Origin of the sequence: Planococcus kocurii (assembly GCF_001465835.2) — a bacterium.
Taxonomy (GTDB): domain Bacteria; phylum Bacillota; class Bacilli; order Bacillales_A; family Planococcaceae; genus Planococcus; species Planococcus kocurii.
On sequence record NZ_CP013661.2, the window covers coordinates 1620091 to 1633643 of the forward strand.

The window sequence follows — 13553 nt, forward strand, 5'->3', positions numbered from 1 at the left end:
TTCTCTAAAAATATATTATTTCGCTTTAGTTGCCGTTTTAACACGGATCAATGCTTTGCGAGAACCAGGAACATTACCTTTAACAAGAAGCAAGTTACGCTCAAGATCTACTTTCACGATCGAAAGGTTTTGAATCGTAATTGTTGTGCCACCCATTTGACCAGGTAATTTCTTCTGTTTGAATACGCGGTTAGGAGCAACCGGACCCATTGAACCAGGACGACGGTGGTAACGTGAACCGTGTGTCATTGGTCCGCGAGATTGTCCGTGGCGTTTAATAACACCTTGGAAACCTTTACCTTTTGTTGTTCCTGTTACATCTACTACATCGCCTTCTGCGAATACATCTACTTTGACTTCTTGACCAATCTCGTAATCAGCTAAGTTTACATTGCGAAGTTCGCGAATGAAGCGCTTAGGAGCAGTGTTTGCTTTTGCTACGTGTCCTTTAGAAGGTTTGTTTGAAAGCTTATCGCGCTTGTCTTCAAAACCTAATTGGATTGCTTCGTAGCCGTCAACCTCAACTGTTTTCTTTTGAAGCACTACGTTTGGAGAAGCTTCAATAACAGTTACAGGGATTAAATCACCGTTCTCAGCAAAAACTTGCGTCATACCGATTTTTCTACCTAAGATTCCTTTGGTCATGTTGTCACACCTCCTGTGATTATTTGTGTTTTCTATTTCGTTGCCGATTAAAGTTTAATTTCAATGTCAACGCCTGACGGTAAATCAAGTTTCATTAACGCATCAACAGTTTGTGGTGTTGGGTTAACGATATCGATTAGACGTTTGTGTGTGCGCATTTCAAATTGCTCACGAGCATCTTTGTATTTATGAACAGCACGCAAGATTGTGTAAACCGATCTTTCAGTTGGCAACGGTATCGGACCCGATACACTTGCACCTGAACGTTTTGCAGTTTCAACAATTTTCTCAGCAGACTGATCAAGAATTCTATGATCATACGCTTTTAAACGGATACGAATTTTTTGTTTTGCCATTATTTTCCCTCCTTTTCGCCTATTTTTGATAGACATTCTCCACGAAAATTTTCCAATCACTCGCCATGGCAAAGCGGCCGGGTGTATCGGTAACCTCTCGCTTCATCGCAGTCAAAAGACCAACATTAGATATTATACAGAATAAAAAAGAATTCCGCAAGTGTTTCCACGAAATTCTTTTTAATTCGCTTTTATTAGTATAACAGGATATTTCAGAACTTCAAGCGAGATGAAAATAGTCCGAACATTTCAAGCCTAGCTCAAGAACATCGCTGCAACCCAACCGAATATCACCAACGGAATATTGTAGTGAAGGAAGGTTGGCACACACGTATCCCAGATGTGATTGTGCTGTCCGTCAACGTTCAGTCCGGCAGTTGGTCCAAGTGTTGAGTCAGAAGCTGGTGAACCGGCGTCACCGAGTGCTCCTGCAGTTCCGATCAATGCAATAATCGCCATGGTGGAAAATCCGAACTCCAGACTCAGTGGCACAAAAATAGCAGCAATGATTGGGATTGTGGCAAACGATGAACCAATGCCCATCGTCACAAACAATCCAACGATCAGCATCGCTAGTGCCGCGATTGCTTTATTGCCTGCGAAAAGATCTGATACGCTGGCAACTAACGGCTCGATAGCTCCTGTTGCTTGGATCACAGCCGCAAAACCGTTCGCTGTGATCATCACAAAACCGATGAACGCCATCATTTGCATGCCTTCTGTTAAGACTGCGTCAGCCTCGCGCCACTTCATCGCGCCAAAAACGTACAGCACCAAGATACCAGCTAGTGCTCCAATGATCATGGAATCTGTTTGGACTTGCCCGTACAACGCTGCAACCAACGCAATAATTGTCACCAACACATCTTTAGTTGATGCTTTCTTTTTCACAGTTTCTTCTATAGAAGAAACATTTGTATGGTAATCACGCGGCTTACGATAAGAAAAGAACACCGCAATGATCAAGCCGACTAGTAAGCCGGAAACTGGAATCGCCATTGCTTTTGGAATATCCGCCATGTCAATCGATAATCCCGCTAGCTCCATTTGCTTGTAAACAATCTCATGGAAGATCAAGCCAAAGCCATACGGCAATAAAATATAAGGAGCTGTCAGGCCGAACGTCAATACTGCCGCGATCAACCGACGGTCAATTCGTAGTTCGTTTAAAATATGCAAAATCGGTGGAACTAGTAAAGGAATAAAAGCGATATGGATTGGAATGGCATTCTGCGATAAAATTGCCATCGTCAGTAATGCGATAATAATTAGAGCCTTTGCTAAATTTTGTCTTGTTGCTTTCCCATCTTTGTTCACTAACTTCAGCACTCCGGAGACCAGTAACTCTGGAATCCCTGTACGCGATATAGCTACGGCAAATCCACCCAGCATAGCATAACTCAATGCAATGGTCGCTCCCGCCCCTAAACCGTCTGTAAACGATGTGATTGTATCAGTAAGTGACAACCCGCCACTCAATCCTCCTGCTAACGCGCCGATCAATAAGGCAAAAACGACATTCACACGCAATAAGCTCAATATGAGCATGACCAAGACAGCGATAATAACTGCATTCATATAATAAACTCTCCTTTAGTTTGCTAAAGTGTTAAAGTACATATTTAAAATTAACAAAATAAAAAATAGTTGTCAACAGACGATTACTCTTTTATTTCAAAACGAAAAAAAGACCTTTTACGGTTAAGTAAAAGGTCTTCCACACAGATTAAGCACGTTGTTTTTCTTCATAAGCTGCAATATACGAATCGTACTGGAAGGTTAACGCAATTTCATCCCAGCCCTTCAGCAGCATTTCTTTCCAATAAGGATCGATTTCAAATTCATAACGCGTACCGTCTTGTCCGGTAACAGATTGGTCTTCTAAGTTGATTTCTAACTTAAAATCTTGTTGTTGACCTTTACTAATCAACTCATCTACTTCTTGGTCTTTCAAGCGAATTGGCAAAATGCCGTTTTTCACGCAGTTGTTATAGAAGATGTCTGCATAGCTAGGTGCAATGACTACACGAAATCCGTAATCTAAAATAGCCCACGGAGCATGTTCACGAGAAGAACCGCAGCCAAAATTTTCTTGTGCGACTAGAATTTCGGAGTTTTCGAATCGAGGATCATTCAAAACAAAGTCTTCTATGGGTGTACCATCTGCATGAAAACGCCAATGATAAAATAAATATTTGCCGAATCCCGTTCGTTCAATACGCTTTAGAAATTCTTTCGAAATGATTTGGTCCGTATCGACGTTTTTTCGTTCTAGTGGCGTCAGTACGCTTGAAATTTTATTTATCGGTTTCATCGAAGGGTCTCCTCACTTTCGTTTGTCATACAGACGCTACAGCCTCTTCCATGTAGTTACGGACATCTGTTAAATGACCTTCAATCGCAGCCGCTGCTGCCATGACAGGACTTACTAGGTGCGTCATTGAGCCCGCTCCTTGTCGACCTTCAAAATTCCGGTTAGAAGTAGATGCACAACGTTCACCTGCAGGTACCGAGTCTTCGTTCATCGCTAAGCACATACTGCAACCTGTCTCACGCCATTCAAAGCCCGCTTTGAGAAACACTTGATCTAAGCCTTCTTGTTCAGCTGCACGTTTAACCGTTTCAGATCCAGGAACGACAATTGCCGTTACGGACGGATGCACTTTCTTCCCTCTAATGATTTTACTTGCCGCACGTAAATCGCCTAGACGTGCATTGGTACAAGAACCGATAAACACATGTTGGATCGCAATGGAAGAAAGCGGCATTCCTTCTTCTAAGTGCATATAAGCTAAAGCTTGTTTTAATGCGTCTTTATCTGACTGTTTCTCGTAATCTGCAGCAGACGGAACATGTTCAGCAATACCTGAACCCATTGATGGATTCGTTCCCCACGTAACGAATGGAGAGATTTCATCTGCATGAATCGAAACGATCGCATCATACTCTGCACCTTCTTCTGTTGCAAGAGCTAGCCAACGATCAGCTTCTTGTTCAAACGCGTCTCCTTCAGGGACATGTCTACGTCCTCTCAAATACTCGATTGTCGTTTGATCTGGGCTAATTAAACCTGCACGTGCACCAGCTTCAATGGACATATTGCAAATGGTCATACGCTCTTCCATCGTTAAGTTACGAACCGCTTCGCCCGTATACTCCATAACATATCCGGTTCCCATATCGATTCCGAATTTTGAAATAATCGCCAGGATGACATCTTTAGCGGTAACACCAAAGCCCAACTTGCCATCAATTCGAACTTCCATTGTTTTGGGTTTTGATTGCCACAATGTTTGCGTAGATAGAACGTGTTCAACTTCACTTGTACCAATACCAAACGCCAAAGCACCAAATGCACCATGTGTCGAAGTATGACTGTCCCCGCAAACAATCGTCTTACCTGGTTGCGTCAATCCAAGTTCCGGTCCAATAACGTGCACAATTCCTTGGTCGGGATGATTAATACCCGCAAGCGGCACACCAAATTCATCGCAATTGTCTTGTAAGGTTTTGATTTGCTTACGCGAGACGGGATCTGTGATGGTATCTCGGTTTCTTGTTGGGACATTATGATCCATAGTCGCAAAACACAAATCCGGTCGACGGACTTTACGCCCGTTTAACCGAAGTCCTTCAAATGCTTGCGGAGAAGTCACCTCATGCAGTAAGTGAAGATCAATATACAGCAGGTCCGGCTTTCCTTGCTCTTCGAAGACAATATGTTGTTCCCAAATTTTTTCTATGATGGTTTTTGCCATGCCAACCGCTCCTTTTACTTACACATAAGAATACATGATATGTTCTGATACAAATTCTCGTTCTAGTTCTTCTATCACTTTCGTTACATATTGTTCTGTTGAAACCACACGCTTCCCACTACCAGCTAAGTCTCCTGTGCAGTAACCATCTTCCAAAACGCTCATTACAGCTTGTTCAACGGCTGCCGCTTCTGTGTGGAGACCAAATGAATGCTTAAACATCATGGCAACCGACAAAATAGCAGCAGATGGGTTGGCTTTGTTTTGCCCCGCGATATCAGGCGCCGAACCATGTACGGGCTCGTAAAGACCGAAGCCGTCTGAACGGATGCTAGCAGATGGCAGCATGCCAAGTGACCCAGTAATAACGGATGCTTCGTCACTCAAGATATCTCCAAACATATTCTCAGTTACGACAACATCGAAAGTGCGTGGATTCGTGATCAGCTTCATCGCTGCCGAATCAACTAGCATATGTTCTACTTCAATATCTGGATAGGCTGCTTTACGTTCTTCTACAACTTCACGCCATAGCTTACTCGTTTCTAATACATTGGCTTTATCAACCGACGTTACTTTGCCTCTTCGCGTACGAGCAATTTCAAACGCCTGATTTACAATGCGTTCAATTTCCTCTCTCGTATAAACCAACGTATCAACCGCTGATTTTTCTGACCGACGTTTCGGTTCACCGAAATACAACCCACTCGTCAATTCGCGAACAATGACCATATCGACTTCTTTCGCCACTTCTTCTTTTAATGGAGAAGAAGTCAGCAATGCGGGGATTGCTTTAACTGGACGAATGTTTGCAAACAAATCGAAATGCTTCCGGATGTTCAAAAGTCCTTTTTCAGGACGCAAATGAGCGGGGTTGTTATCCCATTTCGTTCCTCCGACCGCACCGAGGAGAATCGCGTCACTCGCATCACAAACATCAATGGTTTGCTGAGGTAGCGGGTTATCAAATTGATCAACCGCCGCGCCTCCGATTACCGCGTGCTTTAAATGAAAAGTATGTCCATAACGCATTGCGATGGATTGCAACACCTTTACCGCTGCATCTGTCACTTCCGGTCCAATTCCGTCCCCTGGCAATACCGCTATTGTTTTTTTCATTTTAAATTCCTCCTCGTTTGAATTGTTCTTCTATACCGCTGACATCCTAACTTTCTTTCCTACTTGAACAAGTTGACGATTAACTGCATTCAAATAGGCTTTTGCCGTCGCTTCCAAAACGTCTTGTGCAACGTCGCGCCCCGTTACCGTCTCACCGTTATAACTCATATTGATAACCGCTTCGCCTAATGCGTCACGCCCTTTACCAATAGAAGTCACACGGTAATCTAAAATGTGAACTTTGCCTTCCACAATCCGCTCCAATGTATTAAAAATCGCCTCAACAGATCCTGCTCCAGTAGCTGCTTCACTAATTAGCTCACCACTCGGGTGATAGGCAGAAGCAGTAGCCGTCGGAATGTTCGCCGTACCGTACTGTACTTGGACACTTTCCAACTTGTAGACTGGCGTTTCATCATCGTGAATTTGCTGATCTGTTAGTAATACATAAAGATCGTCTTCCACAATTTCTTTTTTACGGTCAGCTAGCTTTTTAAATTCAACAAATGCATTGTTCAACTTTTCTTCAGATAAGTCAAAGCCCATTTTGATAGCACGGTCTTTAAAGGCGTGACGCCCAGAATGTTTACCTAGTACCAATTCTGTTGCTACATCACCAATCAATTCCGGAGTAATGATTTCATAAGTCAACGGATTCTTCAGCATACCGTCTTGGTGAATTCCCGATTCGTGGGCAAAAGCATTTTTACCGACGACCGCTTTATTCGGTTGAATCAAGCTACCTGTCAATTGACTCACCAATTGGCTAGTGCGCTTAATTTCGTTCAATTTAATACCCGTTTCAACATTAAAAATTTGTTTTCGAATATGCAAAGCAACTGCAATTTCTTCTAGTGCAACGTTACCAGCGCGTTCTCCGATACCATTTATAGTTCCTTCGATTTGTGTCGCACCATTCTCGATTGCGGCTAGTGTATTAGCAGTTGCCATCCCCAAGTCGTTATGGCAATGTGCAGACAGTTTCACTTTTTCAATTCCCGCTACGTTGTCCGTCATGTATTTGAACATCGCACCGTACTCATGAGGTGTTGCATAACCAACTGTATCCGGAAGGTTAATAGTTGTGGCTCCCGCTTCAATTACTTTACGGATAATATGCGCCAGAAATTCCGGATCTGAACGAGAAGCATCTTCCGCTGACCACTGAACTAGCGGAAAGAACTTACGCGCGTATTTCACGGATTCTACAGCAAGTTCAACCACTTGCTCAGGTGTTTTAAATAACTTTGTTTCCATATGAATAGGCGAGGTAGCTAAAAAGATATGAATATGCGGCTGTTCCGCTCCTTTTAACGCATCCCACGTGCGGTCAATATCACTTTGTATCGAACGGGCCAAACCCGTCACAATTGAATTCTTTACCGTGCCTGCAATTCGCTGCACAGCATCAAAGTCTCCTGGAGATGAAGCTGGAAACCCTGATTCGATAATCGTCACTCCCAGACGTTCAAGTTGACGGGCGATTTCGATTTTCTCTGCTGTATTCAAGTTGATCCCGGCTGACTGTTCTCCGTCTCGTAATGTCGTATCGAAAATATCAATTTGTGACATTGGCGACCACCTCTTTTTGTTTAGTTTTCTTACCTTCATTGACAAATGGCATCATGGCACGTAATTCACGTCCAACTTGCTCGATTTGATGCGATTCTTCTGCTTTTTCAATTGCCGTAAATTCTGGACGGTTTAGTTGATTTTCAAGCAACCACCCTTTTGCGAATTTCCCTGTTTGGATATCTGTCAGAACATCTTTCATACGCGCTTTTGTATCTGCATCGACAATACGTGGTCCTGATACAAAATCTCCCCACTGCGCAGTATCTGAAATTGAGTAACGCATTCCAGACAAGCCACCTTCATACATTAGGTCAACGATTAGTTTTAATTCGTGCATGCATTCGAAATACGCAAGTTCCGGTTGGTATCCCGCTTCAACAAGTGTTTCAAATCCAGCTTTTACTAGAGACGTTACACCGCCGCAAAGAACAGCCTGTTCTCCGAATAGATCCGTTTCCGTTTCTTCTTTAAATGTTGTTTCTAAAACACCTGCACGCGTAGCTCCGATTCCTTTTGCATAAGCAAGCGCCACTTCTTTAGCTTGACCTGACACATCTTGGTGAATCGCAATTAACCCTGGTACACCAGCACCCGCTTCGTATGTACGACGCACAAGATGTCCCGGTCCTTTAGGAGCTACTAGGAATACATCTACATCTGTAGGTGCAACAATTTGGTTAAAGTGAACATTGAAGCCATGAGCAAAAACAAGTGACTTGCCTGCTTTTAGTGAAGGCTTAATGTCTGCATTGTAGATTTGTGTTTGTTTTTCATCTGGTACTAAGACCATGATCACGTCTGCCGCGTCTGCCGCGTCTTTTACTGCCATTACTTTCATGCCGTCATTTTCTGCTTGCTCGAATGATTTACCAGGACGCACGCCAACTACTACGTCAAAACCAGATTCTTTTAAGTTTTGTGCGTGTGCGTGACCTTGTGAACCATAGCCAATTACCGCGATTGTCTTGCCTTTAAGTACCTGTTCGTTTACGTCTTGGTTATAATACATTTTTGCCATTTTTAATTTCCTCCTCGAGTTTGGTTTTTTATAGGATGTTTAATTGGGGTGCCTGCGTTTTTTGTGTTTCTCTGACAAAAGCTGATACACCGGTTCGGGTCAGCTCTTTGACACCATAAGGTCTCATCAGATCAATAAATGCTTCAATCTTTTCCGGGTCGCCTGTCACTTGAAATGTTGTTACATTTTTGCTCATATCAACCACTGTTGCTCGAAACGGCTCAACGATACTGAGCACTTCATTTCTGACTGCTGGTGGTACAACTACTTTTACTAGTGCAAGCTCTCTCATGACCATAGCTTTATCTGTAATATCATTCACTTTAAGTACATCAATTTGTTTTTGTAGTTGTTTTAGTAATTGTTCTAATTTCCCTCTATCTTCTACATTGACGACAAAAGTCATTTTTGATATGCCAGGCTGTTCTGTATGACCAACAGAGATGCTTTCGATATTAAACTGCCGCTTCATAAGCAAACCCGTGACGCGATTTAACACACCACTTTGGTTGATTACCGTCGTTGTAATGACTCGTTTCATTCACCTTTCACTCCGATCATTTCATTCAAGCCTTTGCCTGGCGCTACCATAGGATAAACACATTCTAGTTGCACCACCCGACAATCGATCAAAACCGGCTCGTTTGAATTAATTGCTTCTGCAAACACCACTTCTGCTTCTTCCATCGTTTCTACTTTGTAACCTTTAACGTCATACGCTTCAGCCAGTTTCACAAAATCAGGTTGAACGGGCATCAACGATTGAGAATAGCGACTCTCATAAAACGTTTCCTGCCATTGTCTTACCATTCCTAAGCTTTGATTGTTTAAAATGACAATCTTCACCGGAAGACGAAGCTCTTGAAGCAAGGACAGTTCTTGCAAAGTCATTTGGAATCCAGCATCTCCAACAATAGAAATTACTTGCTCATCGGGTTTTGCTAGTTGCGCACCAATCGCTGCCGGAAAACCGAAGCCCATTGTACCTAAGCCACCTGAAGTTACCCAGTTATGTGGATTATTGAAACGATAATATTGAGCTGCCCACATTTGATGCTGACCAACATCAGTCGTTACCACTGCATCGCCTCTAGTCAAACGATGAATCAGCTCTACCGCTTGTTGAGGAAGGATACCTTCCCGACCTTTTACATGATACTGAAGTGGATATTCTGCTTTATTCTCGAATAATTCCCCTAGCCACTCCGTAGTATTCGGACTTTCAAATGATTGATTGAGCAACTGGACCAACGCCTCTTTTGCATCTGCAACAATCGGAATTGCGGTCGGTACATTTTTGCCGATTTCTGCTGGATCAATGTCGATATGAATAACTTGAGCATTTGGTGCAAAGTTAGCCAGGTTACCAGTTAGCCGGTCATCAAATCTGGCGCCAATGTTTAATAACACATCACAATCACAAATTGCTGTATTGGCTGTATAGGTACCGTGCATCCCCGCCATTCCGAGGAATAATTCGTGTTCGCCTCCAATACTTCCTAGCCCGAGTAACGTATTAGTAATTGGAATTTGATGTTTTTCTGAGAATTTCTTTAGCTCTTCTGTCGCTTTAGCAGCAAGTATGCCAGCCCCCGCTAAGATCAAAGGTTTTTTTGATTGTGACAACACTTGCGCAGCTTTTTGAATTTGTAAAAAATTAGGGCTAGTCGTCGGCTGATATCCCGGCAGATAGACTGCCTCTTCTTCTTTAGTAGATAAGAACAATTCCGTCGCAATGTTTTTCGGTATATCTACTAGAACCGGCCCTGGACGTCCAGTAGAAGCAATGTAGAAAGCTTCTTTAATAATTCTTGGTAGATCCGTTACTTTTTTCACTTGATAATTATGCTTTGTAATCGGTTGTGTGATGCCGATGATATCAGCTTCCTGAAAAGCATCGGTTCCGATGACTGAAGTCGCCACCTGACCCGTAAAAATGACTAACGGCAAGGAATCCAGCATAGCATCTGCAATTCCTGTCACTAAATTCGTAGCACCGGGACCAGATGTTGCAAGTACAACGCCTGTTTTACCTGATACCCTTGCATATCCTTCAGCTGCGTGAATAGCGCCTTGTTCATGCCTTGCTAAGATGTGGCGTATCGGATTTTTGTGTAAGGCATCGTAAATCGGTAGCACCGCGCCTCCAGGATAGCCGAATATGATTTCTACGCCTTGATTTTTTAAAGACTGAATCAGTATGTCTGCACCACTGCCTGTCAATTCCTGTTTAACTTCTTCTCTAACCTGTACGTTTACTCCCAATCTTTCCGCCTCCTTTTTTAAGTTTCTTGTGAAATAAAAAAAACTTTTTCATCCCTACACAAAGAAACATGTTCTTCGTATAGGGATGAAAAAGTTTCATGGTACCACCCTATTTCACTGCGCAACCGCAGCCTCATGGATAAGCAATGCTTATCCATTGATAACGATGACTTTTCACTTGCAAGTCACCGGGACTACCTAAACAGCCGAAGCTTTTCAGCAATCCACTCAGAGGGGATGTCGCAAATGGTTGTATTACCGGCTTCCACCTGTACCGGCTCTCTGTAAATACGGATTCCATTTGCTTTAACCTCGTCATTGAGTTGAACGTATATTTGATTCTAGAAATTCTGTTTAAACTACGTTTAGATGATCTTCATAAACTTTCACGCCGTCGTTCTGAACAAGTTCTCTGAATGATTCCAACAAATCATTCGTGATTGGACCTGGTTTTCCTTCACCGATTACTCGACCATCTACTTTGATGACAGAAATGACTTCAGCAGCAGTTCCTGTTAAAAATACTTCATCTGCAACATACACATCATGTCTTGTGAAAACACCTTCTTGCATGTCATAGCCCTTTTGAGCAGCTACATCCATAATTGCATTTCGTGTAATTCCTTCAAGCGCTCCTACATAACCCGGAGGAGTGATTATTTTTCCCTTTCGAACAATAAAGATGTTATCAGCTGAACCTTCAGCTACATAACCTTGGTCATTTAACATAAGCGCTTCAGAAACGCCTGCAAGGTTAGCTTCAAGTTTTACTAAAATATTATTCATGTAATTCAAGGACTTAACTTTTGGACTCAGTACGTCTGAACGACTTCTTCGTGTAGCCACTGAAACAATTTCGATTCCTGTTTCATACATTGATTTCGGAAACAGGGATAGGGGTTCAGCTATTGCAATTACACTTGGATGAGAACAACTGTAAGGATCTAACCCAAGGTTGCCCACCCCTCTTGAAACGATGAGTCTAATATAAGCGTCTTTAAACTTATTCTCTCTAAGTGTTTGAACAACAATATTGGTCATTTCTTCGAAAGTGTGTGGAATCTCAAGCATTACTGATTTTGCAGAATCAAAGAGTCGTTCCAGATGTTCTTCCAGCCGGAAAACATTTCCATTGTAAGAACGGATTCCTTCGAATACTCCATCACCGTACAAAAATCCATGATCATAAACTGAAATTTTAGCGTCTTCCTTTTTTACGAATTCGCCATTCATATAAATTACTTGTCCACTCATGATGTCCACTTCTTTCTCAGAAATTTTATAATATGCAATATATCGAATTCTGTATGTGTTTTGTAAATTGTTGCTATCATATCGTCTATTAAGAAGCGTGTCAATGAGCTTAATTGAAGTTTTTAGCCAATTTTGAATATTAACAATAAATGTATCCGTTTTCATTGTTGCTAATACTGCATTTGTAACATTAATTAAAAAGTTTGAATATTTTACGAACAACTAGCTATTTAAGCAATAAATCTCTATTATTCATGGTGACAACGCAAAAAAGACCCTATCTCATTAGTAATGAGATAGGGTCTTTTTTAACACTTAGCAGTTATTACTTAGTAATTGTAGCAACAACGCCAGCGCCTACAGTACGTCCACCCTCACGGATAGAGAACTTAGTTCCTTCTTCAAGTGCGATAGGAGAGATTAGAGAAACGATCATTTCGATGTTATCTCCAGGCATAACCATTTCTACACCTTCAGGAAGGTTACAAACACCAGTTACATCAGTTGTACGGAAGTAGAACTGTGGACGGTAGTTTGTGAAGAATGGAGTGTGACGTCCACCCTCTTCTTTTGAAAGAACGTAAACTTCAGCTCTGAATTCAGTATGTGGAGTAATTGTGCCTGGTTTAGCCAATACTTGTCCACGTTGAACGTCATCACGAGAAACTCCGCGAAGAAGTGCGCCAATGTTGTCGCCAGCTTCAGCATAGTCAAGTAATTTACGGAACATTTCTACACCAGTTACAGTTGTAGATTTTGGTTCTTCAGTAAGACCAATGATATCAACGTTATCACCGATTTTGATTTGTCCGCGTTCAACGCGTCCAGTAGCAACAGTTCCACGGCCAGTGATTGAGAATACATCCTCAACAGGCATCATGAATGGTTTTTCAGTATCACGTGGTGGAGTAGGGATATACTCATCAACCGCGTTCATTAATTCAACGATTTTGTCTTCCCACTCAGCTTCTCCTTCAAGAGCTTTAAGAGCAGATCCTTTGATGACAGGAATGTCATCGCCAGGGAAGTCATATTCAGAAAGAAGATCGCGGACTTCCATTTCAACTAGTTCAAGAAGTTCTTCGTCATCTACCATATCGCATTTGTTCATGAATACAACTAGGTAAGGAACACCAACTTGACGTGAAAGAAGGATGTGCTCACGAGTTTGTGGCATTGGGCCGTCAGCAGCAGATACTACTAAGATTCCGCCGTCCATTTGAGCAGCACCAGTAATCATGTTTTTAACATAATCGGCGTGTCCAGGGCAATCTACGTGTGCGTAGTGGCGAGATTCAGTTTCATACTCAACGTGTGAAGTATTGATTGTGATACCGCGCTCTTTTTCTTCAGGTGCGTTATCGATTTGAGCGTAAGAACGAGCTTCTCCGCCTGATTTTTTAGCAAGAACTGTAGCGATTGCTGCAGTCAAAGTTGTTTTACCGTGATCGACGTGACCAATTGTACCAATATTTGCGTGTGTTTTAGAGCGATCAAATTTAGCTTTTCCCATTAGAAAAATCCTCCTCGAAATGTAAGTGAATGTTTGTTTGAAGTGCCGGA

Annotated in this window: 12 protein-coding genes; all 12 read right to left on the reverse strand. The window is 42.3% G+C overall.

Annotated features, from left to right (window positions below):
* Window positions 1-15: 15 nt before the first annotated feature.
* A complete protein-coding gene (gene rplC / locus AUO94_RS08090; RefSeq protein WP_058386725.1) occupies window positions 16-645 on the reverse strand; it encodes a 50S ribosomal protein L3 in 630 nt (209 codons plus the stop codon).
* 47 nt (window positions 646-692) lie between these two features.
* Window positions 693-1001, reverse strand: coding sequence for a 30S ribosomal protein S10 (gene rpsJ / locus AUO94_RS08095; protein ID WP_006828927.1), 309 nt, complete (start codon window positions 999-1001; stop codon window positions 693-695).
* Between the two features lie 255 nt (window positions 1002-1256).
* Window positions 1257-2579 (reverse strand): Na+/H+ antiporter family protein, encoded by a 1323-nt coding sequence (locus AUO94_RS08100; protein WP_058386726.1) that lies wholly within the window; start codon window positions 2577-2579, stop codon window positions 1257-1259.
* A 148-nt stretch (window positions 2580-2727) separates the two neighbouring features.
* Complete coding sequence (gene leuD, locus AUO94_RS08105) at window positions 2728-3315, reverse strand: 3-isopropylmalate dehydratase small subunit (RefSeq protein WP_058386727.1); 588 nt, start codon at window positions 3313-3315, stop codon at window positions 2728-2730.
* A 25-nt stretch (window positions 3316-3340) separates the two neighbouring features.
* A complete protein-coding gene (gene leuC / locus AUO94_RS08110; RefSeq protein ID WP_058386728.1) occupies window positions 3341-4759 on the reverse strand; it encodes a 3-isopropylmalate dehydratase large subunit in 1419 nt (472 codons plus the stop codon).
* Window positions 4760-4777: 18 nt separating this feature from the next.
* Complete coding sequence (gene leuB / locus AUO94_RS08115) at window positions 4778-5878, reverse strand: 3-isopropylmalate dehydrogenase (RefSeq protein ID WP_058386729.1); 1101 nt, start codon at window positions 5876-5878, stop codon at window positions 4778-4780.
* Window positions 5879-5908: 30 nt separating this feature from the next.
* Entirely contained in the window at window positions 5909-7450 is a 1542-nt protein-coding gene (locus AUO94_RS08120) for a 2-isopropylmalate synthase (protein WP_058386730.1), read from the reverse strand.
* Entirely contained in the window at window positions 7437-8471 is a 1035-nt protein-coding gene (gene ilvC / locus AUO94_RS08125; RefSeq protein ID WP_058386731.1) for a ketol-acid reductoisomerase, read from the reverse strand. Before ilvC ends, AUO94_RS08120 begins: the two co-directional genes overlap by 14 nt.
* Window positions 8472-8499: 28 nt before the next feature.
* Window positions 8500-9012 carry an acetolactate synthase small subunit gene (gene ilvN / locus AUO94_RS08130; RefSeq protein ID WP_058386732.1) on the reverse strand — a complete coding sequence of 171 codons (513 nt, stop codon included), beginning with the start codon at window positions 9010-9012 and terminating at the stop codon, window positions 8500-8502.
* Complete coding sequence (ilvB, locus tag AUO94_RS08135) at window positions 9009-10736, reverse strand: biosynthetic-type acetolactate synthase large subunit (protein ID WP_058386733.1); 1728 nt, start codon at window positions 10734-10736, stop codon at window positions 9009-9011. Before ilvB ends, ilvN begins: the two co-directional genes overlap by 4 nt.
* A 354-nt stretch (window positions 10737-11090) precedes the next feature.
* Window positions 11091-11990: a branched-chain-amino-acid transaminase gene (gene ilvE, locus AUO94_RS08140; protein WP_058386992.1), complete on the reverse strand. Its 900-nt coding sequence runs from the start codon at window positions 11988-11990 to the stop codon at window positions 11091-11093.
* Window positions 11991-12315: 325 nt separating this feature from the next.
* Window positions 12316-13503, reverse strand: coding sequence for an elongation factor Tu (gene tuf / locus AUO94_RS08145; RefSeq protein ID WP_058386734.1), 1188 nt, complete (start codon window positions 13501-13503; stop codon window positions 12316-12318).
* Window positions 13504-13553 lie beyond the last annotated feature (50 nt).

Coding starts and splice junctions, on each gene's coding strand:
- ilvN (WP_058386732.1), bottom strand. CDS start 9,012: ATGAAACGAGTCATTACAACGACGGTAATCAACCAAAGTGGTGTGTTA.
- leuC (WP_058386728.1), bottom strand. CDS start 4,759: ATGGCAAAAACCATCATAGAAAAAATTTGGGAACAACATATTGTCTTC.
- tuf (WP_058386734.1), bottom strand. CDS start 13,503: ATGGGAAAAGCTAAATTTGATCGCTCTAAAACACACGCAAATATTGGT.
- ilvE (WP_058386992.1), bottom strand. CDS start 11,990: ATGAGTGGACAAGTAATTTATATGAATGGCGAATTCGTAAAAAAGGAA.
- AUO94_RS08120 (WP_058386730.1), bottom strand. CDS start 7,450: ATGTCACAAATTGATATTTTCGATACGACATTACGAGACGGAGAACAG.
- ilvC (WP_058386731.1), bottom strand. CDS start 8,471: ATGGCAAAAATGTATTATAACCAAGACGTAAACGAACAGGTACTTAAA.
- leuB (WP_058386729.1), bottom strand. CDS start 5,878: ATGAAAAAAACAATAGCGGTATTGCCAGGGGACGGAATTGGACCGGAA.
- rpsJ (WP_006828927.1), bottom strand. CDS start 1,001: ATGGCAAAACAAAAAATTCGTATCCGTTTAAAAGCGTATGATCATAGA.
- leuD (WP_058386727.1), bottom strand. CDS start 3,315: ATGAAACCGATAAATAAAATTTCAAGCGTACTGACGCCACTAGAACGA.
- AUO94_RS08100 (WP_058386726.1), bottom strand. CDS start 2,579: ATGAATGCAGTTATTATCGCTGTCTTGGTCATGCTCATATTGAGCTTA.
- rplC (WP_058386725.1), bottom strand. CDS start 645: ATGACCAAAGGAATCTTAGGTAGAAAAATCGGTATGACGCAAGTTTTT.